Raw genomic sequence first — 21,808 nt, forward strand, 5'->3', positions numbered from 1 at the left:
AGCTATATCAATAGGCCTTAACCTATTTGATTTTGATTTCGTAGTCCATTCTGGCCTGGATGCCCGAGTTTACAATAGCTTTCTGCATCTGCTTGTAAAGCAGGTAGTTTTCGCCAAATTCCTTCTTGGCAAAATATACATGTGCATTGTCTTTGGCTTCGGTAATAAACGATTTCCAAGGGTCTATTTTCTCCGGATACTCAACAATTTGGTAATCGCTAAGCTTGGCTTTTTTGGCCGCGGCCTTAATGGCATCGTTAAAACTGCCTAAGCGATCGGCCAATCCAATTTTTACGGCATCCGAGCCTGTCCAAACATGCCCGCCGCCAATGCTGTCTACCTGCGCCTTCGTTTTTTTGCGGCCATCGGCAACGCGGCTAATAAAGCTGTCGTAAACATGGTTCACGTCATTTTGGATAATGAAACGTTCGCCAGGCGTTAGCGGACGGTTAGTGCTCATGATATCGGCGTATTGACCGGTTTTAACTCCATCGAAAGTGATACCCAACTTATTGTTGAGCAGGTTTTGGAAGTTGGGAATAATGCCAAATACCCCAATAGAACCCGTAATGGTATTGGGCTGCACAAAAATACTGTCGGCTGCACAGCCGATGTAATAACCGCCCGAAGCGGCCACATCGCCAAAAGAAGCAATAACCGGCTTTACTTTTTTGCTCAGCACAATCTCGCGCCAAATCACGTCGGAAGCCAGCGCACTGCCACCGCCGGAGTTCACACGTAAAACAATCGCTTTAATATCGTCGTCCAAACGCGCTTTTCTGATGGCCCTCGAGATACGTTCAGAGCCAATTTGCTCATCAGAACCTTCGCCACCTACAATATCGCCATTGGCATAAATGACGGCAACCTGGCTTGAGCTGCCCGATGTTGATGCAGGCAGTTTTTGCGCATATTTATTTAAGGGGATGGAAGTAATGTTTTCTTTTTTGTTTTTGCCGGTAATGGTTTTAAGCTCATCCAATACCTCGTCTTTATAGCGCAAGCCATCTACCATTCTATAAGCCAGGGCATCTTTAGGCTGCTGTATCTTATAATCGTTGGCCAAAAGCGCCAAGCTATCGGTGCTTATTTTTCTGGTTTGCGAAATACCTTGCAAAAAGGTTTGGTAAAGTCCGTTTACATAGGTGGTAACCTGTTGGCGGTTGTAATCGCTCATTTTGGTGTTAATGAATGGTTCAACTGCGCTTTTATAATTGCCCACACGGATAATCTGTGCCTCAACGCCCAATTTGTCTAACGCGCCTTTAAAGAAGGTCAGTTCAGAGCTGAAACCTTTAAATTCTAGGGCGCCTTGCGGGTTGAGGTATACTTTGTTGGCCACCGAAGCGAGGTAATAAGCGCCTTGGCTGTAAACTTCGCTGTAGGCGATAATCGGTTTTTTGCTTTCCTTAAAATCGAGCAGGGCATTCCTAACTTCGAGCATCGTAGCCATGCCTGCATTCGGCGCACTTACATTCAGGTAAATACAATCGATTTTATCGTCGGTTTTGGCCGCTTTAAGGGCTTTGATCAAGTCGTAAAACCCAATGCCTTTTACATCGCTGCCTCCAATAATGGGCAGGCCCGCCAAAGAATTGGTTGGCGTACGTTCTGTAATGGCTTGGTCTAGGTCGATATAAAGCACAGAGTTGTTCTTAACCTCTACGGGTTTCTCATCGCCTATAGAGCTGAGTGCACTGAAAATAACCACCGTGAAAATGATAGCCAGCACGACGGTAGAGATGACAATGCCGACAACCGTAGCAAAAACGTACTTAAAAAAGTCTTTCATAAAAAGAATAAATATTAATTTGTAAAGATATAAAACCAATTCGCATCTTATAGTAAATTTGCACGCGCGATTTAAAATAGCATGTAACTGGAAAGTATGAGTTTAGATGTAAAAAAAGCCTATTTGTTACTGGGCAGCAATTTGGGTGATAGACAATTATATCTAGCAAAAGCCTGTAAGCTGATTGCCGAAGAAGTGGGCATGGTGGTAGGACAGTCGGCCATTTACGAAACCGAAGCCTGGGGCAAAACCGACCAGCCTGGTTTTTTGAATATGGCTTTAGCCGTAAATACCGGCCTTAGCCCATTGGCGCTATTGCATAAGGTGCTGGAAATCGAAAAAAAACTGGGTCGGGTAAGGCATGAAAAATGGGGAGCCAGGCTGATTGATATCGACATTATTTTTTACGGAAACGAAATCGTTGACATCAACGACGAACTTCATATCCCACATCCGCAAATGCAGCACAGAAAGTTTGTGGTACAGCCCCTTGCAGCGATTGCGCCTGATTTTGTACATCCTGTATTGCAGCAAACACTGACCGAAATTTTGGCTCAACTGGAAGATTCTTTGTCGGTAAAGATAATTTCTTAGCTTTGGGAAAATGATCAATGCTAACAAAAATAACGAGCCTTTAGACCTCTCGTATTTGCGGGAAATGTCTGGAAACAGTGCTGAATTCATCATCGAAATGCTCGATGCCTTTAAAAAGCAGACACCGGTTTATTTGGCGGAGCTTGAAAAAGCAGTATGGGCTGCCGATTGGAAAAAGGCATCGGAATGTGCGCATAAAATGAAGCCTACTTTTTATTACGTAGGTAGGGAAGACGTACGCGACCATATGCAGGATATTGAACGCAATGCGCGCGAACTGATCGATATTCCTGGGGTGCAATTGGCTTTTGAACAAGCCAGGGATTTTATCAACAATATACTTTACAGGCAATTGGATGAAGCCAAAGCGGTACTCGAAAAAGAACTTTAAACCCGATTAACCCTCTTTTGCCGCGCTGCTCCTGAAATGGAAGATAGAAAGCGCAATATACAGCACCAGCACAAAAGGCACGGCTGTAAATCTTAAAAAGGCAATAAGCACGGCCGAAAGGATCAGGAAAATAAACTTAAACTTGTTCTTTGCCCAGCTCATTTGCTGAAACTTCAACGAAAAAATCTTGATTTCGCTAACCAGCAAAAAGCTGTTGATGGCTGTTATGGCCAGCAATAAAATGCTCGATCCGATTACTGCGGGATAATCTTGGGCAATAAAGGGTAAAGAAACAATAAACAAGGTATTCATTGGTGTGTTGAGGCCAATAAATTCTTCGGTTTGTCTCTCGTCTATGTTAAACTTGGCTAAACGCAGGGCTGAGAATACCGTAATGATGAAACCCAGGTAGGGCAGGTAGGCCGAGCTGAAATCGCTGGTTTTGAGCAACTGAAACATCACCACTCCAGGCAAAAAGCCAAAGCTGACCATGTCTGCCAAAGAATCAAGCTCTTTTCCAATGGCCGATTTCACGTTGAGCAACCGCGCCACCATGCCATCAAAGAAATCGAAAATGCCCGATAGCAATACAAAATAGGCCGCGGTAAACAAATCGCCGCTAAAAGCAAACACAATGCCGATGCAACCCGAAAAAAGATTGGCACAGGTAATGGCGTTAGGGATATGCTTTTTCATTTGGAGTGTAAAAGTAAAAAGTTGAAAGTTTAAAGTTAAAACTTTTCACTTTCAACTTTCAACGCTTGTTAGCCATTCATGGCCATTAAAAATTCTTCGTTAGATTTTGTTCCCTTGATTTGGGCCTGTACCAGTTCCATGGCTTCCTGGCTGTTCATGTCGGCCAAGTGGTTGCGCAAGATCCAAATTCTTTGCAGGCTTTCGCGGTCGAGCAACAAATCGTCTCTACGCGTGCTCGAAGCCGTAATATCGATGGCAGGGAAGATCCGTTTGTTAGACAGTTTACGGTCTAATTGAAGCTCCATGTTGCCGGTACCTTTAAATTCTTCGAAAATTACCTCGTCCATTTTAGAACCGGTATCGGTTAATGCGGTAGCCAAAATAGTTAATGAACCACCTTTTTCGATGTTACGTGCCGCGCCAAAGAAACGTTTTGGTTTATGCAGGGCATTGGCATCAACACCACCTGACAGGATTTTGCCCGAAGCCGGCGCCGTGGTATTGTAGGCCCTGGCCAAACGGGTAATGGAATCCAGGAGGATAACTACATCGTGGCCGCATTCTACCAAACGCTTAGCTTTTTCCAATACGATATTGGCAATTTTTACATGGCGTTCTGCCGGCTCGTCGAAAGTAGAGGCAATTACCTCGGCTCTTACGCTGCGCGCCATGTCGGTTACCTCTTCCGGACGCTCGTCGATCAATAAAATGATCAAATAAACTTCTGGATGGTTTTTGGCAATGGCGTTGGCCACCTCTTTTAGCAAATTGGTTTTACCGGTTTTCGGTTGCGCTACAATTAAACCACGCTGCCCTTTGCCAATTGGGGTAAAAAGATCCATGATGCGGGTAGAATAATTGCTGCTATCGGTAAACAGGTTGAGTTTTTCCGTTGGGAAAAGCGGCGTTAGGTAATCGAACGGCACGCGGTCGCGCACATCGGCAGGCACGCGGCCATTGATGGAGATTACTTTAACCAAGGGAAAATATTTCTCGCCTTCTTTGGGTGGGCGGATGCTTCCGTTTACGGTATCGCCGGTTTTCAGGCCGAACAATTTGATCTGCGATTGCGATACATAAATATCATCTGGAGATGAGAGGTAGTTGTAATCGGCCGATCTTAAGAAGCCATAGCCATCGGGCATGATTTCTAAAACACCTTCGTTGGTAATGGTGTTGTCGAAATCGAGGTTCGAATAGCTGGTTTCGTTCTGCTGTTGCTTATTATTGTTTTGATTCGGATTGTTTTGGTTTTTTGGAGGGCGGTTGTCCTCTTTTGGTGCTTTTTCTTCGCCGGCAGGCTGTTGTGGCTTGGCTTCTTTGCTGGCCTTGTTTACCTCTTCGCGAGGGATGCGTTCTCTTTTGCCTTGTTTGGCTTGTTTTTGAAGCTTTTCGGCTATGGTTTCTAGGCGTTCAGGGTCTTCTACAATAATAGGTTCTGCGGATGCCTCGACAACTTGTTCTTCTTGTCTTGGTGGAAGCGGCTCGTCAAACAAAGTAATAGCTTCGCGTTCAGGCTGTGCTGAAGCTGCTTCTTCGCCTTTGGCCGCGATGCGGGTCCTCTTGCGTGCCGGTTTTTCGGCTGGTGCCCCTTTGTTTTCTTTTTCTTTTACCACTTTGGGTTTGGTTTCTTTTACCGGTGTTGCAGTGGTGGGCTCGCTAGCAGTTGTTTGATTGGCCTGTTGCTGTAGGATTTGTTCGATGAGGTCGTTCTTGCGCAACTCTTCTGCATTCTGAATGCCTTCGTTTTTCGCTAACTCACGTAATTCAGCAGTTAGCTTTTCAGTTAATTCTGTTCTATTAAACATTTATGTGTGTTTGTCGAGAAATTTTAAATAGGGTTTGTCAAAAGAATACAACGGAAAAATGCCTTTGAAACATTTATTGGAGAATAACTTGATTGAGGTTTTTCTGAGATATTCAGATTTACTTTCTGGAATTATGGCACAATTGTATGTATTTGAAAATTAATCTGCAACAAAAATTTGAAATTGTTAATAAATAGTTTCCTAATTGTAAACTATTGAGCCTCAAAATGCCCCGGAAAATTGGCATATTTGCGCACCATTTCCCATTAAAAATGAACAAACAACAACTTTTTGAACAGATACAGCTAAAGAAATCTTTTTTGTGCATTGGTTTAGATCCGGTATTGGAAAAACTGCCAAAGCACCTGTTAAAATACGAAGATCCTATTTTGGAGTTTAATAAGCAACTGATTGATGCTACCCACGATTTGTGCGTAGCTTATAAGCCAAATACGGCATTTTATGAGAGCAGGGGCGTAAAAGGATGGGAAACCTTAGTCAAAACCTGGCAGCATATTCCTAAAAACCAGTTTACCATTGCCGATGCCAAGCGGGGCGATATCGGTAATACCTCGGCCATGTATGCCGAAGCCTTTTTTAACGAAGAAAGCTCGGCCATGAGTTTCGACTCGATTACCGTAGCACCTTATATGGGCAAGGATTCTGTTTCGCCGTTCCTGAACTACTCCAATAAATGGGTCATTCTGCTGGCGCTTACCTCTAATCCGGGTAGCCAGGATTTTCAGACCCAACAAAGTAACGAACACCTGCTTTACGAACAGGTTATCAAAACTTCTGCCACTTGGGCCCATAGTGATCAGATGATGTATGTGGTAGGAGCTACCCAGGCCAAAGAGTTTGAAAATATCCGCCGCTTGGCACCCGATCATTTCTTGCTTGTGCCAGGGGTAGGCGCACAGGGCGGAGATTTGGCTGCCGTTTGCAAATATGGCCTCAATAAGCAATGTGGTTTATTGATTAATGCCGCTAGAAGCATTATTTACGCCAGCAGTGGCGAAGATTTTGCCGAAGCCGCAAGGACCGAAGCCCTGGCGCTGCAACAGGAAATGGAACAGCTGCTTGAAGCAGCGCAGTTGCTATGAGTTCGAAAACCGATTTCAGATTGATTGTTGCCCTATTGGCCGTAGCCATTATTTGGGGAACTACCTATTTGGGCATTCGCGTTGCCGTACAAACCATTCCGCCTTGGTTTGTAACGGCTATACGCCAAACCATTGCTTCGCTTATTTTATTGGTGCTGCTGCTGCGCAAAAAGGAACTGAAATGGATAGGCTGGCCTGCGCTCAGAAGGCAATTGCTCTTGTCTGTGCTCATGATCGTTATTGCCAATGGCATGACCACCGTAGCCGAACAGAGTGTGCCCAGCGGATTGGCTTCCTTGCTCAATGCGCTTTCGCCCATCGTTGTTTTCTTAGGGAGTGTAGTAATCGGGCTGCAGAAACCTAGTTTAAAAGGTTTTTTTGGCGTAACCATTGGCTTTCTGGGCGTTGCGTTTATTTTTAGGGATGGATTTGACGATTTGCTCGACCCTGATTACAAAACCGGGATTTTGTTGCTGGGCATGGCTATTTTAGGCTGGGCATCGGGTACAATTTATACCAAAAAATATACCCATAAAAGCTCCAATATTTTTTTGGATCTCTTCTATCAATTTGTTTTTTCGGCCTTGGTGCAAGGGGTTTTTGCCTTTGTTTTCTCCTCCGAAATCAAACCCGGGCTGTGGACAGTGAATAGTATTTTGGCCGTGTGCTACTTAGGTGTTTTTGGTTCGGTTTTGGGCTACTTGGCTTATAATTATGCCCTAAAGAAGGTAAGTGCTACCGAGGTTTCCATTCTTTCGTACTTTAATACGGTAATTGCCCTTTTTTTGGGCTGGCTGGTTTTAGACGAGGTAATTACCATAGACCTCTTGGTGGCTACAGTGCTGATTATTAGTGGTGTAGTGATTACAAACTATAAGAAGAAACCGATAATTGCCTAGCCAAATTTCTTGTCGAGTAATTTATTTATTGCCTTTCGAAAATAATTTTCTCATCTATTTTTATGTTTTTTAGTAAAGGTTAAATTTTGCTAAAATGCTGTTTTACTGTGATTTAGTTGTTAAATTTCGGCATGAAACTGCCTGAGGAATTTCTGCATTTTATTTGGCAATTTAGGTTGTACGGAAGCCAGCGATTGCAATTGTCCAGCGGAGAGGATTTGCTGGTTATCGAAACAGGTATGCCCAATAAAAATGCCGGTCCCGATTTTAGCCGGGCCAAGTTGCTGATTGGGAATACCACTTGGGTTGGCCATGTAGAAATCCACGTAAAGTCGTCAGACTGGCTCATCCACCAGCATCAGTTAGACGACGCTTATGAAAATGTAATCCTGCATGTGGTGTACGAAGATGATGAGCCGATTTACAGGCGAGACGGCACCTTGCTTCCGGTGTTGCGTCTGAAAGGCCTTTTTCAAGCCAAACTGTTAGAGAATTATCAGCAATTGATTGGTTCGGCTAATCGCTTTCCCTGCGAGAAGCAACTTGCGCAGGTCGACGAATTTCTGATCAACGGTTTTTTGTCGAGGGTTTTGGTAGAAAGGCTTGAGCACAAATCAACAGCGGTATATGCCACGGTAGCCGAACTTCAAGGCAATTGGGATGAGACATTTTACCGCTTGCTGGCGAAAAACTTTGGCTTTAACCTCAATGCGGTTCCAATGGAGCTCTTGGCGCAATCGTTGCCCCAAAAATTGCTGGCCAGGTATAAAGACCAGCCTTTGCAAATAGAAGCCCTGATTTTTGGCCAGGCGGGTTTCTTGAACCAGGCATTTGACGAAGCTTATCCTGCCCAACTGAAAACAGAGTATCTTTTTCTGAAAAAGAAACATAAATTAATGCCTATTGATAATTCGCTTTGGAAATTTATGCGCATGAGGCCTCAAAATTTCCCTACGCTAAGGCTGGCTCAATTTGCTGCGCTGATTATACGCAGCAATCATCTTTTTTCGAAAGTATTGACCATCAAAGATTACCGGTCGATCCAAAAATTGTTTGAAGATTTGCCCGTTAATCCATTTTGGAAAACACATTACCACTTTAACAAAAAGGCGGATAAAGTGAGCCTCCAGCTTGGCCGATCGTCGGTGGCCAATTTCTCTATCAATACCATTTCGCTCTGTTTGTTTGCCTACGGCAAGGCTATGGACCAATCGTATCTCACAACGCGTGCTTTTTCTTTGCTCGAGCATACGCCTGCCGAACAAAATGCCGTTATAGACTTATACCGTAAAGCCGGACTGGAAGTACATACGGCCTTTAATTCGCAAGCCTTGCTGCAATTAAAAAAAACTTATTGCAACGAAAAAAAATGCTTAAATTGTGGTATCGGTATTAAGATTTTAAAGAAATAATCATGTTTCAGCGTATAGTTACCTTTTTCGAAAAACAGAGTTTTGGCGTTTCTACGTATTTGGCCAACAAGCTGAATATGAGTACGGCTAAGGTGCGCCTGTTTTTTATCTATTCGTCGTTTCTGGCCGTTGGCTTTCCCATTTTGTTCTATATTTTGGCGGCCATTGTGCTGGATATCCGAACCTATATGAAAAAAGTAAGGCTTAGGGTTTGGGAGTCTTAATTCAATGGGTAAGGACTGCTGGATTTTAGCTAACGAACTGAAAATTGAATATTTTTCGCCACCTAAGACGTTTAAGAGCATTAAGTACTTATATATTTTGTATTGAATTGTGCTTACTACTTGTGAAAACTTGTCAACTGCCAATTGAAATCGCATATTTTTCTCCGCAAACTGATAACTGCGAACTGGTAACTGCCAACTGAAAACTAATCATCGTCTCTCAAAATCTCTGCAATTTCATGAAAGCCCTTTTCGGCGGCCAAATCGGCGGGTAGTTTGCCTCCCTCCATGCGTAGGGTTACTTCGGCACCATGTTCTAGCAAAAGGATAATCAATTCGATATTGCCCAGTTGGGCTGCGGTATGCAAGGGCGCAGCGCCCGATTTTTGGCACACATTGGGGTAGGCGCCGGCATCGAGCAACATTTTGGTAATGGTAAAATTATTGGCGGCAACAGCCGAATGGATTGGGAAAACGTTAAAGCCATTTTTGCTAGGCACATTCACTTCGGCTCCTTTGAGTACCAAAAAGCTGGCAATTTCTTCATGCCCAAAATAGCAGGCCAGGCCCAGTGGCGTAAAGCCGTCTATCGAATATTCGTTAACACTAGCAGGGTTTTTAAAAACCAGCAAGGTTACCTCTTCGAATTTTCCAATGGCGCAGGCATCGAACAAGGTTAGTTCGGGAACAAATTCGGCAATGGCTTGGGCAATTTGAGGTTTTTTGTAATAGCAGGCCAATAAGATGGGCGAAATTTGATGCGAAGTGTGCTGCACGGCCAATTGAGGGCGCTCAGAAAGCAAAGCGATGAGTGCAGGCAATTCGTCGTTTTCGATCAAGGTTTCGAGATGCGTGATATCCATTTTGAAATAGTTTTGAAACTAAGCCCTTAAATTAACAAAAAATTAATGAGATAAGCATAAAACTCGTTAAATGCTCATGGGTACAGTAATCGGGAAGAAAAGAAACAAAAAAATCCTGCTCAGGGTTGCTAAGCAGGATTAACCTAAAACAAAACTATTTAAACGAAATTATTCAGTTTGTAAATAAGACAATGGTTTTTAAAAAAAGTTTAATCTCGTGTTCATTTTTTTTACTCATTTGATAGCCAAAGCTTGCCTGTGGCTTCATAAAGGCATTTTTTAGGAAATCATCATGTGCGATAAACATCATTTTAGGCGGGTGCCTTTACGGTAGCGGCTAAAATTTTGTAAATTGAATGCTAATCAAACCTAAAATCTTATGTTTAAAAACACATCCAAAATCAAAAATGTTCAACAGTTGAGCAGAAGCGAACAAAGGGCCATTCTTGGAGGTGCCGGCGGTGGCAATCCTCCTGATCTATCAAAATGTAGCTGCGACTGTGCCGGGAGGGTTACCGGCCCGGTTTATTGTGCACAGTATATGGCCTGTCTTCAGGTTTACACCTGTGACGATAGTGCTATTTAAGAATGGCCATCCATTGAATCAAAAACTACCGTCGGCACCGATGGTAGTTTTTTTTTGACTGAATGCAGGCTGATGCCAGCCAAATAAAAAAGATTTCCACCAGTGGCTTGTACCGATGCAACCAGAACCAACGTTATCATCGCAAGCAAAATAAATTGGTTCGCTTTTGCCAATTCTAAATATTTTGTTTAAATCGTAAAGGTTTTGTACACTACAAAACCACTATATGTTTTATATTTGTTGATTATATTTATTAACGAAAGATGTCGGTAAGGGGAAATCAATTTAAAGCCAATTCATTTAAGCAAGGTGCCGAACCATCAAAAGATGGACAGCGGCCAACAACCAGCAGACCGCCCCGCGCCAAAGTCGATATTTTGCCCAAGTTTGACCTTCAAAATGGCCGAGCGGTAAAAATCATCGGGCTTTTGTTCATCATTATTTCGATCTACTTCCTGGTTGCTTTTACTTCGTATCTCTTTACCTGGCAGGACGATCAGAGCTATGTAGTCGATGCCAACGGAGGCTGGAGCAACTTGTTCAAAACGGTTGACGAACTCAAAAACAGTGGGGTAGACGATCCGGTGGTACAGAACTGGTTAGGTAAAATAGGCGCATTGCTGGCTCATCAGTTTATTTACGAATGGTTCGGTGTAGCTTCCTTCTTGTTCGTATTCGTGTTTTTCATTATCGGTTATCGCTTGCTGTTCAAGATTAAAATATTTGCGGTAGAAAAAGTACTGGGTTATAGTTTTTTCTTTTTGCTGTTCATTTCGCTTACTTTGGCTTTCGGGCATTCGTTTTTGGCGCGTACGCCACACTACCTGGAAGGCGAATTTGGCTATTGGAGCAACAAATTGCTGGTTGCCCAAATTGGACAGGCTGGCGTTGGGGGCTTGATTATCTTTTTGGGACTTACCATCCTGATCATTGCTTACAACATCGACTTTAAATTGCCGGCCCGCAAAGCCGATAATGCGATTGTTCCAGAGGTGCCCGAGCATATCGAACTGGTAAACGAAGACAAGTCGGAGCCAGTAGAATTTAGCATCAACGATCGTTACAAAACAGCAAACCAGCCGAAGAGAGAACAAAATATCGTATTAACTCCCAATCGTTTTGAGGCAAAGGAAGAAGAAGAGCCAGTTGAGGAAACACCGGTGCCTTTGCCAACCAATGTTATGCTTAATCCAACGGTAACACCTCCGGTTGCCCCGGTTGTGGCGCCCCCGGTTGAAGTGGAGCCTGCAAACGAACCGAGCTTTACGATAGAAAAAACAGAAGAAGAAACCAAAGCCGAAGAACTGGTAGAACAGTTCGGAACTTACGACCCCACCCTGGATTTGGCTTCTTACAAGAAACCGCATCTCGATTTATTAGAAAATTATGGTTCTAACAAGATTTCGGTCAACGCCGACGAATTGGAGGCCAACAAAAATAAAATTGTAGAGACTTTAAATCACTACAACATTGAAATTGATAAGATCAAAGCCACTATTGGTCCGACGGTTACTTTGTACGAAATTATTCCGGCGCCTGGCGTAAGGATTTCTAAGATCAAAAACCTGGAAGACGATATTGCCCTAAGCTTGGCCGCTTTAGGTATCCGTATCATTGCGCCAATGCCAGGCAAGGGAACCATTGGTATCGAGGTGCCTAATTTGCATCCCGAAATGGTGTCGATGCGCAGTATTTTGGCTACCGAGAAGTTTCAGCAAACCAATATGGATTTGCCGATTGCCTTGGGTAAAACCATTTCGAACGAGGTTTACATTGCCGATTTGGCCAAAATGCCCCACTTGTTGGTGGCCGGAGCAACCGGACAAGGTAAATCGGTGGGTATCAATGCTATTTTGGTGTCGTTGCTGTATACCAAACACCCGGCCCAGCTTAAATTGGTGTTGGTCGACCCTAAAAAAGTAGAACTTACCCTGTTCAATAAAATTGAGCGCCATTTCTTGGCCAAACTGCCAGGCGAGGCCGATGCCATTATTACCGATACCAAAAAGGTAATCCATACCTTGAACTCGCTTTGCGTAGAGATGGATCAGCGTTATGATTTGCTGAAAGATGCACAGGTAAGAAATTTAAGGGAATACAACGAGAAGTTTATCAAGCGCAAGCTGAACCCGAACAATTCGCATCGCTTTTTGCCCTACATTGTGCTGATCGTGGATGAGTTTGCCGATTTGATGATGACAGCAGGCAAGGAAGTAGAAACCCCGATTGCGCGTTTGGCCCAGCTGGCGCGTGCGGTGGGCATCCACTTGGTATTGGCAACACAAAGGCCATCGGTTAATATCATTACCGGTACCATCAAGGCCAATTTCCCGGCCAGGTTGGCTTTTAGGGTATTGTCTAAAATCGACTCAAGAACAATTTTGGATAGTGGCGGTGCCGATCAGCTGATTGGTAGGGGGGATATGCTTTTATCGACAGGTAATGACTTGATTAGGCTACAGTGTGCGTTTGTAGATACACCAGAGGTTGATCGTATTTCGGAGTTTATTGGCAACCAAAGAGGCTATCCAGAAGCTTACCAATTGCCAGAATATATCGATGAGAACGGCGAATCTTCGAAAGCCGATTTCGATCCCGACGATAGGGATCCATTGTTTGAGGAAGCGGCACAATTGATCGTAACCCATCAGCAGGGCTCTACTTCGCTCATTCAGCGCAAAATGAAATTAGGCTACAATAGGGCTGGCCGTATCATTGATCAACTGGAGGCTGCCGGTGTGGTTGGTCCATTCGAAGGCAGCAAAGCCCGAGAAGTTTTGTTGCCAGACCAATATGCTTTGGAACAGTTCTTGAATAACCTTAACAACAAGTAACAGATGTACAGTTCCGTTAGCCAGTAAATGTAGTGTTGCCAACGGATTTAAAAGAAAATTATGAAAAAGATACTATTAGCATTCCTTACAATCGGTGTATTTGGTGTTACCGCCCAAGCGCAGACAGATTCGAAAGCCAAGGAGATATTGGCGGCGGTAAGCAAGAAATACCGTTCTTACGATGTGGTAAAAACCGATTTTACTTTTACGCTTAACAATGCGCAAGCCAAAGTAAAAGAAACGCAGCAAGGTACTTTATACGTAAAGGCCAATGCCAATAAATACAAGGTAGCCATGACCAACCAGGATTTGATCAGCGATGGTAAAAGCCAATGGACTTACCTTAAAAACGATAAAGAGGTTCAGGTTTCGAACGTAGACAACAGTGGCGATGCCATTAACCCGGCTAAAATCTTTACCATTTACGAAAAGGGCTTCAAATACATCTATACCGGCGAAAGCAAGGTAGGTGGCAAAGTTTACCAAATGATCGATTTGTCGCCAATTGATGTAAAGAAAAATGTATTCAAAATCCGTTTGAGTATTGATAAAGCATCTAAACAGATCACCAATGTGGTTATTTTCGAGAAAAACGGAAATACCTATACTTATAACGTGAAAACATTTTCGCCAAACGTAAAAGTGCCTGAAACCACTTTTGCATTTGATGCCAAAAAATATCCTGGCGTTGAAGTGGTCGATTTAAGATAATTGAATTGAGATACCTGTTGAAGGGGTTCGGGCTTAGCCCGAACCCCTTTTTTATTGTACGGAAGGCAAAATTGTTTTAGAAATGGTTTATATTTGTTTAGTATATCTATACAAAAGAATCTAATTTAGGGGCTGATCCTACTTGAAAATGAAAAAAATATACTATGTAGCCTTAGTGGCATTAACCACTTTGAGCTTAACTGCCGTAGCGCAAAAAAGAGTGCTGATCATTGGCCTCGACGGTTTTAGTGCCGAAGGTTTCAAGGCCATCAAGCATCCCAATATGGATAAAATGATAGCCGATGGCGTACTTTCGTTAACCACCAGACCGGTAATGCCTTCGGTAACCTTACCCAATTGGACCAGTCACCTTACCGGATCCGGACCCGAAGAACATGGGGTAACCAGCAACAGCTGGACAGTGCAAAAGCACGAACTGCAGGCCATAGAAACCGACCAAGACGGTTATTATCCGTCAATATTCAAAGTGTTGAAAGAAAAGGTTCCCCATATTAAAATCGGCTATTACTACAATTGGGCAGAACTGATCAATTCGATCAATAAAAAATATTTGGATGAGGTTTCTTTCGAAGAAAATGATGGTTATGCTTCAAACTATCAAAAGGCTTTCGATTTTGTGGTGAAGTATAAAAGCGAGCCGACTTTGGTGTTTCTGTATAATGTGAGTACAGACCATGCCGGGCATAAATACAAATGGATGTCGCCCGAGTACATCAAAGCAGTAGAAGATGCCGATGTGGCTATTGGAGGCTTATTGGATAAGCTCAAAGCAGAAAAATTATATACAAGCACCCATTTTATTTTAATGACCGATCATGGTGGCATTGGCAACGGGCATGGTGGCACGAGCATGAGCGAAATGCAGGTGCCATGGGCGATAACCGGTCCTCAGATTAAAAAACTGGGGCTGATTACCGAACCTAACAGCAATAAAAATACGGCCTTGGTTATTGCGCATATCTTTGGTTGCAAGGATCTGCCAAAATCGTGGACCGGTGTTGCGCCCCAATCCATTTTCAAATAGTATTTCGTTTTGTTGTTAGAATTGTAGCCCGTATCCAATTTGGTATGGGCACTTTTTGGTTGGAGTTATGTTTGATTTTTTATTGATTTTGTTTAACCACCTTAACAAAATGATATGAAAAAATTGGATTTTTTTTAACTATGACCTCTTTAAGTAGGACTGCGTTTGCTCAAAGTAACAGTGAGGCGGAGAAGATGACGAAGCCATGGATAAAAAACTGGCGCAAATATTTGGTAAATAAGTGGAAGATACTGAGCTTAGCCATAGCTATTTCACAAGCGGTTTAGATTTTGAAAATTACATTTTTAGGTACAGGTACATCGCAAGGCATCCCGGTAATTGGGTGTGGCTGCGCGGTTTGCCAATCTACCGATCATAGAGACAAGCGATTAAGGGTTTCGGTACTTGTTGAGACCGGCGACAAGACCATGGTGATAGACAGTGGTCCGGATTTCAGGTACCAGATGTTGCGGGCTGGGGTTAAAGATCTCGATGCCATTTTGTTTACGCACGAGCATAAAGACCACATAGCCGGCTTGGACGATATCAGGCCTTTTAATTATCTGTTGCACAAACGGATAGATATTTATGCTACTTTAAGGGTACAGGAAGCTTTGCGTCGCGAATTTTCCTACATTTTTCAAGATACCAAATATTTCGGACTGCCCCAGATCAACCTGCATACCGTAGAAAGGAAACCTTTTGAAGTAGGAATGACCAAGGTTATACCCATTGAAGTAATGCACTTTAAATTGCCAATTTTGGGATATCGTATTGGCGATTTCACCTACATCACCGACGCGAAGACGATTTCGGAAGAATCGTTTGCACAAATAAAAGGCACGAGATATTTAGTGGTTAACGCTTTGCAGAAAGAAGCGCACATCTCGCACTTTACTTTAGCAGAAGCCATTGATTTTGCCAACAAGGTAGGGGCTGAACGGACTTATTTTACGCATATCAGCCACAATTTGGGCAAACATGCCGAAGTAGAAAAAGAACTGCCTGCCCACATTCGTTTGGCTTATGATGGGTTGGTGTTGGACGTGGAATAGCGGTGATGGTTTTCCGTTGTTAGTTTTCAGTTATCTTCAGCGATAGAAATTCATTGGTCAATAAATTTAACGCAAAGGCTTTAAAAATTGAAGCATTCCATTATATTTGCAGCATTATACCCGGGTGGCGAAATTGGTAGACGCACCATCTTGAGGGGGTGGCGCTGGCAACGGCGTGGCAGTTCGAATCTGCTTCCGGGTACTAACAACATTCTTGTTTAAATTTTCAAAGGCTTGCTTGTAAATGGCAAGCCTTTTTTGGTTTATTAAGTCTGCTAGCGTAATCAGTTTGAGGTGCTTCTAAGCCACAGTCAGGCTTCCCCTAAAAAAAATACAATCCGCTATGCCGACTTTATTTTTAGCCTATTAAGCTTTTGGCGAAGTATTTTTAATCTTAAAGGATTGATAGGGTGGCTAAGCGATGAAAATAAATGTTTTGAATTAATCGCCGCTATTTTTTGGCTTAAAAGGTTAATCGGTTTCTTCTGTTAATCTTTCATGATTATATGGGGTTTTTGTAATGGCTATTCTTGCTTCGCGGAAATTCAAACGGTTACTCCTAATATAAAAGCCATAAATGATAAAAACGATAATGACCCTCATGCTTTTACTTTCTTTACTGGTCATCAGCTGTAAGAAAGATAAAGTGAGCAATAACTTCAAGTGCAAGGTAAATGGTGAGGTTTGGCGGCCTAGCAATACGGACCTAAAATATAGTGGCGAGGCTGAGGCGCATTTGATCGATGAAGGAAAAACATTTTTTATCTCAGCCTACCAGCAAGGCTCCAGGCAAACGATATCCTTTGCCCTATTGCTGGAAAGAGAAGTAAGGGTCGGGGATTATAGCTTAATTGGTATCAAAAATTCAGCTGCTTATGATGATGCAGCTAAAGATCTGAAATTTACTGTTCAACCAGGCTATACTGGAACATTGCAAATCCTAACCTTGGACAAAAGAACTCAAACAGTAACTGGAAGGTTTTCTTTCAAGGCGCTGGAAAACGATACCAAAGCAGTTGTAGCTATTACTGAAGGCGAATTTAACCTGGTCTACAAAACCTATTAAAAGAGCTTTTACAGTTTCCGTCTTACGAAAATACTTCTGAAAAGCTATTTTATTGCCCTGGCTTTCTGTAGCGTTTCTTCAATGTTATGCGTTAAAATTTGGGGTATAAAATCTTCTCTCGGCGTTCCGTTGACATGGTAAAGTCGCTCCGTTGGAAATTGGAATCCTATTTTGGTTTCCGGCATTTGAAAGTTTGAAATTGCCCCCAGCAAACCAGCCATTTTTGTCCCAATAATCTGGGCCCTGTGCATGGCGTCGAAACCAATGGCCATGCCTTCTCCCATACTTCCTGTCCAATGGCCTACCAAAACATAAACTTTTCCGCTGTAAATTTTCTTGCGCGGGGTAACGAATTCTTCCCAGTGTCTTTTGGTCTGGTATTCTTTTTCATCAATTTCGTGAACTTGGTAGGGCAGGAGCTTATCTGTAAACCTGCCCATGATGGCTCTTGCAACAGTTGAATTTCCGCCGCTTGGAGTTTCTGTCAGGTCGATAACCAGGTTCTGATATTGAAACAAACTATCGAGTGCCCGATCAAATGCTGCAATAAGACGATTATCTCCAAGGGAATTGTTGATTTTGATGTAGGCAGTATTTTTGTTTAGTATTTTATCAAAGATGAGTTCACTTCTATTTCCATAGCTAACGAGATTGAAAGTTTTGGGTTTTCCATTTTCAATGCCAACTATTTCCCTGTTTGTGTCGTGGGTTCCAGCAAAAAGCATATCGATAGCATATTGATACATTTTTTGATGGTATTGGTTGGTGAATTTCGGCAAGAATTTTTGCAGCTGTTCATCAATTGGCTTTCCATTAAATAGGGTTACTTCCATTCCTATTTTTAAACCTGCCAAATCTGCCCCAAAGCCTTTTCTCAAATCTTTGATGATGTATTGATTTCCAGATTTTTCGACATATAAATCCGAACCAGACGGAACCAATCTGTTGGATGTTTTTAGATTGGTACTTAACGAAGAATGCCCATTATAAAGTTCATTCAACACATTTTCGAGCAACTGGATGAACTCATCGTCGTTTGAGATTTTCTCGACTTGTGGTTCGTATATTTCCTTTACTTTTTTCCAGTCAATGCCTTGTTGGTCAAAATAGGCGTAATTATCGTTAATGTCGGTCCAAAATTCCCTGAAGTCTTTTTGATATTTGGTTTGCGCAAAGGTTGAATGACCATTGATCAAGATTAATATTGCTACAGCCAGTTTTGCCAGAAGTTTTTTGTTCATGCGTGGTTGTTGTGGATTTATCGCTTGCTTTTTCCGTATGGCTCATCCCTTAAATAAAGTAACTGTCAGGTTGCTCAAAATTGATTTAAATCGTTTGGCAGACTCCCCGGTCTTACCCAGTTCTTTAAGTTTAATTGTTCTTAAAACTAAGCCTCATGCAAATATATCAGATGTTTTTGAGATTTGTCTATTTCTTTAACCTGCAAAAGCTCAACGCTCCTCTCGATTTTTTGTCAAAATTTAGTCGCCCCATAAAAGCCCATCTTTTTTCGTTTATTTTCAGTTAAGTTTGTATAAGCCCGAAATTGATTTTACGGAAATGTCTAAAAACTATACCCCAAATGACTTGGCCAATTTTGTGTTTAGGGAACTTGCGCGCTCTAAAACCAGCAAAAAGCCCTCGAAAAAGATATTGGAACAACTTTTCAATACCTTGTACTACACCAGTCTGCAAACCGAGGAAGGCCAGTTCATTAAAGTAACCATTACGCTGTACGATCACCTTTCGGCCCATAAAACCATAACCAATAACGACGACTGGAAGTTTTTTCCTTTCGGTGCGCCGATGGAATTTAGCGTAAAGAACCTGGTCAAGCTCTCGAAGGCTGCCGATCCCTGGAGCTCAAGTCTTTCTGTTTATTATGATGAAAGCGAACAGCTCTATATCCATGGCATGATAGACCAGGCCATTCATTACCAGAATTTCCTCAACTACGAACGCGATAATGAACCTTTATACCCAGGGATCATCCAAACCATGATCAATGGCATTGGCATCTTGAACGTAATGCTCGAATATCAGCCTTTGGCCGCTTTGAACCAAAACTATTTGGTAAGGCACTACCCCAACGTGTTTGAATATGGCCCCGTTTCCGATTTTATTGTAAGTAGCTCTGCCTACAGTAAAAAAGACCTGGAAAAAGCCATGAAAGAAAAGCTCGACGAAACGGATGTAGAGGTTTTTAACGATTTTATTTTTGAATACATCATCCAGTCCATCAGCAGGATATTGCTCAAAATCAAAAACTACCATCACGGTGGCGCCATTCTCATCACCAAAGACTTTAAGCCGGGCGCCGACCTTAACATCAAATACAAGCTCGAATATAACCGTATACAAACGGCTGTCATGAATATTTTGACAACGGTCATGGATAATGAAGCTTTGGAAAAGGTCATCAAGTCGCTTAAAAGAAGGGGCGAGGATATGCCGATCGAACTGCATGAAGAATACAATCTGAGCGAAGTGGATATTGAAGACAGTTTTAATGAGCTGAGCGGGGCAGTGCGCTTCGTGTCGTCGCTAACCTGCGTCGACGGGTTAGTGCTACTTTCGCCACAAATGGTGGTACAAGGCTTTGGTGCGGTAATTTCAGAAAAAGGCCACCCCGATTTGGTGTACATCAGCAATGCCTCAAAACCTGCCAATAAATTGATTAAAATGGCGCCTTCGCATTTTGGCACACGTCACCAATCGATGTTTTCCTATTGCCTAAAGCATCCAGAGAGCTTGGGTTTTGTCGTATCGCAGGATGGGGAGATAAGGGCGATTAAAAATGTTAACGGCAAAATAATCGTTTGGGAAAACATTAAGGTTTACCAGTTCCTGAAGAGCAATAAACTGGCTAAGGTTGTGGGTTGGAAGCCATAGCAAGGCCAAACACCAAAGCGGAAAGGCCAAAGAACTGCCCTTTGATCGATAGCCTATATCCAGCAATTTAAATAATGTAAGAATCCAACAATAAAGCCCTTGGGCTGTTGTATAATTTCAGCAATGTTGCAAATTTTGGCCCCAGCAATTTTAACCATTCACAACTATGGATCAGCAATTATTCGAAAAAGTAGATCAGTATATCAGTAACCTGGTTGCACCCGAAGACAAGGTGCTTCAAGAAACCATTCAATCGTTAGACAAGGCCTCCATGCCCCAAATTAGCGTAACACCAACCCAAGGCAAGTTTTTGCAGGTGTTGCTGTTGATGAGCAAAGCCAAGCGGGTGCTTGAATTGGGTACTTTGGGTGCTTACAGTACCATTTGGATGGCCCGTGCAATTCCGGCCGATGGCCAAGTAATTACGGTTGAATTTGATCCGCACCATGCCAACATCGCAAGGCAGAATATCGCAAAGGCAGGACTCAGCCACCAAATAGACTTGCGCATTGGCAAAGCCATGGATGTATTGCAAGAGCTGATTGCCAATCAGGAAGAGGCTTTTGATTTTGTTTTTATCGATGCCGATAAGCAGCCTTATGCCGAATATTTCGAGTTGGCCCTGCAGCTTTCGCATCCCGGTACGGTCATTATATGCGACAATGTAATCAGGGAAGGCAAAGTGCTCGATGAAAATACAACCGACGAAAGGGTAAAAGGCGTGCAGCGTTTTAACCAGCTACTGGCCAGCAATACGCAGGTAGAAGCAACCATTATGCAAACCGTAGGAGCCAAGGAATACGACGGGATGGCTATCGCGGTGGTGAAATAAAGCATAATTGCATTTTTGGTTTTCATTTTCGTAACTTTTACATGACGAAAAATTAACCAAAAGGTAATCTAATTCATGAGGCTTGGCCGTGTACATCAGCTAATATTGCCTTTTCTTTAAAACCGTTTCCCATGTCGAACAGAAGATCTTTTTTGAAGGGCAGTATGGCCGCTGCGGTGCTTGCCAGTATCGTTCCATCCGTAGCTTCGCTGGCCGGTGTGCCACAGCGGTTGTTGCGCAAATCAGAAAGGAAAGCAAGGTTGCGCTTTGCCATCGCATCAGATGGGCATTATGGCCAACCCAATACCGAATATCAAAAGCACCACGACAATATTGTGCGTTGGCTGAATGAAGCTCATAACCAAAACCCTTTAGACTTTGTGATTATTAACGGCGATTTGGTACACGATAGGCCAGATCTGCTGTCGGTAGTTAAAAAAGAACATTACGATCGGCTCAAAGTGCCATTTTATGCCGTACCAGGCAACCACGACCATGCCGATACCCGGTTGTGGAAATCGGTTTTTGGCTATGAAGACAATTTCTCCATTCAAAAAAATAATGTAGGTATCGTTTTGGCCAATACTTCCAATACCAAAGGCGAATACATCTGTCCGAACAATGATTTTTTAAGGCAAGAGCTGGAAAAATTCAAAAATTTAAAAACGGCGTTTGTGGTCTTGCACATCCCGCCTCATTTTTGGGTACCAGAAAGTCCTTTTGTCGAATGCCCGGATACGATTAAGCTGCTGCATGCCTATGCCAATGTAAAAGCGGTATTTCATGGCCACGACCATAGCCTCGATTCGGTTTTTTATACCGATAAGCTGCCCCATTTTTTCGATGCGCACATTGGTGGCAATTGGGGTACAGCCTACAAGGGTTATCGTATAGTAGAGGTAGACGAGAACGACAAGGTTTACACTTATCAGGTCAATGCCAGCCAAAATCCAACGCTAAACGAAAATAAATTTTAATGTTAAAACCAGTTAACCCTATAGCATA

General features: G+C 42.9%; 20 protein-coding genes and 1 tRNA gene. 15 read left to right on the plus strand and 6 right to left on the minus strand.

The window, feature by feature from the left end; translation table 11 throughout:
• Positions 1-22 precede the first annotated feature (22 nt).
• Positions 23-1,792 (minus strand): signal peptide peptidase SppA, encoded by a 1,770-nt coding sequence (gene sppA / locus AC6H1S_RS06205; protein ID WP_497565541.1) that lies wholly within the window; start codon positions 1,790-1,792, stop codon positions 23-25.
• 96 nt (positions 1,793-1,888) lie between these two features.
• Between sppA and folK the strand changes: the two genes are divergently transcribed.
• Positions 1,889-2,386 carry a 2-amino-4-hydroxy-6-hydroxymethyldihydropteridine diphosphokinase gene (gene folK, locus AC6H1S_RS06210; RefSeq protein WP_497565542.1) on the plus strand — a complete coding sequence of 166 codons (498 nt, stop codon included), beginning with the start codon at positions 1,889-1,891 and terminating at the stop codon, positions 2,384-2,386.
• A 10-nt stretch (positions 2,387-2,396) separates the two neighbouring features.
• A complete protein-coding gene (locus AC6H1S_RS06215; RefSeq protein WP_199140752.1) occupies positions 2,397-2,777 on the plus strand; it encodes an Hpt domain-containing protein in 381 nt (126 codons plus the stop codon).
• 6 nt (positions 2,778-2,783) lie between these two features.
• On the opposite strand, the gene pssA is transcribed toward AC6H1S_RS06215, so the two are convergent.
• Positions 2,784-3,473, minus strand: coding sequence for a CDP-diacylglycerol--serine O-phosphatidyltransferase (gene pssA / locus AC6H1S_RS06220; RefSeq protein WP_199140751.1), 690 nt, complete (start codon positions 3,471-3,473; stop codon positions 2,784-2,786).
• 68 nt (positions 3,474-3,541) lie between these two features.
• Entirely contained in the window at positions 3,542-5,281 is a 1,740-nt protein-coding gene (gene rho / locus AC6H1S_RS06225; protein ID WP_199140750.1) for a transcription termination factor Rho, read from the minus strand.
• Between the two features lie 272 nt (positions 5,282-5,553).
• Between rho and pyrF the strand changes: the two genes are divergently transcribed.
• The 4 genes from pyrF to AC6H1S_RS06245 all read left to right on the plus strand — a co-directional run bounded on the left by pyrF (position 5,554) and on the right by AC6H1S_RS06245 (position 8,919).
• On the plus strand, positions 5,554-6,384 hold the full coding sequence (gene pyrF / locus AC6H1S_RS06230) for an orotidine-5'-phosphate decarboxylase (RefSeq protein WP_497565543.1): 831 nt from the start codon (positions 5,554-5,556) through the stop codon (positions 6,382-6,384).
• Complete coding sequence (locus tag AC6H1S_RS06235; RefSeq protein ID WP_497565544.1) at positions 6,381-7,283, plus strand: DMT family transporter; 903 nt, start codon at positions 6,381-6,383, stop codon at positions 7,281-7,283. The genes pyrF and AC6H1S_RS06235 overlap by 4 nt, the downstream gene beginning before the upstream one ends.
• Positions 7,284-7,414: 131 nt before the next feature.
• Positions 7,415-8,695, plus strand: a complete 1,281-nt coding sequence (locus tag AC6H1S_RS06240) for a DUF2851 family protein (protein WP_497565545.1) — start codon at positions 7,415-7,417, stop codon at positions 8,693-8,695.
• A 2-nt stretch (positions 8,696-8,697) separates the two neighbouring features.
• Positions 8,698-8,919 (plus strand): PspC domain-containing protein, encoded by a 222-nt coding sequence (locus tag AC6H1S_RS06245; RefSeq protein ID WP_199140746.1) that lies wholly within the window; start codon positions 8,698-8,700, stop codon positions 8,917-8,919.
• Between the two features lie 206 nt (positions 8,920-9,125).
• On the opposite strand, the gene AC6H1S_RS06250 is transcribed toward AC6H1S_RS06245, so the two are convergent.
• Positions 9,126-9,782, minus strand: a complete 657-nt coding sequence (locus AC6H1S_RS06250; protein WP_199140745.1) for an ankyrin repeat domain-containing protein — start codon at positions 9,780-9,782, stop codon at positions 9,126-9,128.
• A 582-nt stretch (positions 9,783-10,364) separates the two neighbouring features.
• On the minus strand, positions 10,365-10,541 hold the full coding sequence (locus AC6H1S_RS06255; protein WP_497565546.1) for a hypothetical protein: 177 nt from the start codon (positions 10,539-10,541) through the stop codon (positions 10,365-10,367).
• 90 nt (positions 10,542-10,631) lie between these two features.
• Here AC6H1S_RS06255 and AC6H1S_RS06260 point away from each other — a divergent pair, with 90 nt between their 5' ends.
• From AC6H1S_RS06260 to AC6H1S_RS06285, 6 genes are all read left to right on the plus strand, one after another.
• Positions 10,632-13,202, plus strand: coding sequence for an FtsK/SpoIIIE family DNA translocase (locus tag AC6H1S_RS06260; protein WP_497565547.1), 2,571 nt, complete (start codon positions 10,632-10,634; stop codon positions 13,200-13,202).
• A gap of 60 nt (positions 13,203-13,262) precedes the next feature.
• Positions 13,263-13,913, plus strand: coding sequence for an outer membrane lipoprotein periplasmic chaperone LolA1 (gene lolA1, locus AC6H1S_RS06265; protein ID WP_199140741.1), 651 nt, complete (start codon positions 13,263-13,265; stop codon positions 13,911-13,913).
• Positions 13,914-14,061: 148 nt separating this feature from the next.
• Positions 14,062-14,958 (plus strand): alkaline phosphatase family protein, encoded by an 897-nt coding sequence (locus AC6H1S_RS06270; RefSeq protein WP_497565548.1) that lies wholly within the window; start codon positions 14,062-14,064, stop codon positions 14,956-14,958.
• A 290-nt stretch (positions 14,959-15,248) separates the two neighbouring features.
• The gene (locus AC6H1S_RS06275) at positions 15,249-16,013 is read left to right on the plus strand and encodes an MBL fold metallo-hydrolase (RefSeq protein ID WP_497565549.1); all 765 of its coding nucleotides are present in this window, start codon (positions 15,249-15,251) and stop codon (positions 16,011-16,013) included.
• Positions 16,014-16,131: 118 nt separating this feature from the next.
• Positions 16,132-16,215 (plus strand) — tRNA-Leu (locus tag AC6H1S_RS06280).
• A 375-nt stretch (positions 16,216-16,590) separates the two neighbouring features.
• On the plus strand, positions 16,591-17,079 hold the full coding sequence (locus AC6H1S_RS06285; RefSeq protein ID WP_497565550.1) for a Riean_0653 family protein: 489 nt from the start codon (positions 16,591-16,593) through the stop codon (positions 17,077-17,079).
• A gap of 44 nt (positions 17,080-17,123) precedes the next feature.
• On the opposite strand, the gene AC6H1S_RS06290 is transcribed toward AC6H1S_RS06285, so the two are convergent.
• Positions 17,124-18,320, minus strand: a complete 1,197-nt coding sequence (locus AC6H1S_RS06290; RefSeq protein WP_497565551.1) for a S41 family peptidase — start codon at positions 18,318-18,320, stop codon at positions 17,124-17,126.
• A gap of 289 nt (positions 18,321-18,609) precedes the next feature.
• On the opposite strand from AC6H1S_RS06290, the gene AC6H1S_RS06295 reads away from it, so the two are divergent.
• From AC6H1S_RS06295 to AC6H1S_RS06305, 3 genes are all read left to right on the plus strand, one after another.
• Complete coding sequence (locus AC6H1S_RS06295) at positions 18,610-19,971, plus strand: putative sensor domain DACNV-containing protein (protein WP_497565552.1); 1,362 nt, start codon at positions 18,610-18,612, stop codon at positions 19,969-19,971.
• Positions 19,972-20,137: 166 nt separating this feature from the next.
• Positions 20,138-20,803 carry an O-methyltransferase gene (locus AC6H1S_RS06300; RefSeq protein WP_497565553.1) on the plus strand — a complete coding sequence of 222 codons (666 nt, stop codon included), beginning with the start codon at positions 20,138-20,140 and terminating at the stop codon, positions 20,801-20,803.
• 131 nt (positions 20,804-20,934) lie between these two features.
• A complete protein-coding gene (locus AC6H1S_RS06305) occupies positions 20,935-21,780 on the plus strand; it encodes a metallophosphoesterase family protein (protein WP_497565554.1) in 846 nt (281 codons plus the stop codon).
• The last annotated feature ends 28 nt before the right edge of the window (positions 21,781-21,808 follow it).

The organism is Pedobacter sp. TM02 (assembly GCF_059705275.1).

Bases quoted from the DNA above. Each gene is read 5' to 3' on its own strand.
- AC6H1S_RS06245 (WP_199140746.1), top strand. From the start codon at position 8,698: ATGTTTCAGCGTATAGTTACCTTTTTCGAAAAACAGAGTTTTGGCGTT.
- pssA (WP_199140751.1), bottom strand. From the start codon at position 3,473: ATGAAAAAGCATATCCCTAACGCCATTACCTGTGCCAATCTTTTTTCG.
- AC6H1S_RS06290 (WP_497565551.1), bottom strand. From the start codon at position 18,320: ATGAACAAAAAACTTCTGGCAAAACTGGCTGTAGCAATATTAATCTTG.
- AC6H1S_RS06300 (WP_497565553.1), top strand. From the start codon at position 20,138: ATGGATCAGCAATTATTCGAAAAAGTAGATCAGTATATCAGTAACCTG.
- lolA1 (WP_199140741.1), top strand. From the start codon at position 13,263: ATGAAAAAGATACTATTAGCATTCCTTACAATCGGTGTATTTGGTGTT.
- AC6H1S_RS06285 (WP_497565550.1), top strand. From the start codon at position 16,591: ATGATAAAAACGATAATGACCCTCATGCTTTTACTTTCTTTACTGGTC.
- AC6H1S_RS06235 (WP_497565544.1), top strand. From the start codon at position 6,381: ATGAGTTCGAAAACCGATTTCAGATTGATTGTTGCCCTATTGGCCGTA.
- rho (WP_199140750.1), bottom strand. From the start codon at position 5,281: ATGTTTAATAGAACAGAATTAACTGAAAAGCTAACTGCTGAATTACGT.
- AC6H1S_RS06260 (WP_497565547.1), top strand. From the start codon at position 10,632: ATGTCGGTAAGGGGAAATCAATTTAAAGCCAATTCATTTAAGCAAGGT.
- AC6H1S_RS06305 (WP_497565554.1), top strand. From the start codon at position 20,935: ATGTCGAACAGAAGATCTTTTTTGAAGGGCAGTATGGCCGCTGCGGTG.
- folK (WP_497565542.1), top strand. From the start codon at position 1,889: ATGAGTTTAGATGTAAAAAAAGCCTATTTGTTACTGGGCAGCAATTTG.
- sppA (WP_497565541.1), bottom strand. From the start codon at position 1,792: ATGAAAGACTTTTTTAAGTACGTTTTTGCTACGGTTGTCGGCATTGTC.
- pyrF (WP_497565543.1), top strand. From the start codon at position 5,554: ATGAACAAACAACAACTTTTTGAACAGATACAGCTAAAGAAATCTTTT.
- AC6H1S_RS06270 (WP_497565548.1), top strand. From the start codon at position 14,062: ATGAAAAAAATATACTATGTAGCCTTAGTGGCATTAACCACTTTGAGC.
- AC6H1S_RS06250 (WP_199140745.1), bottom strand. From the start codon at position 9,782: ATGGATATCACGCATCTCGAAACCTTGATCGAAAACGACGAATTGCCT.
- AC6H1S_RS06215 (WP_199140752.1), top strand. From the start codon at position 2,397: ATGATCAATGCTAACAAAAATAACGAGCCTTTAGACCTCTCGTATTTG.
- AC6H1S_RS06240 (WP_497565545.1), top strand. From the start codon at position 7,415: ATGAAACTGCCTGAGGAATTTCTGCATTTTATTTGGCAATTTAGGTTG.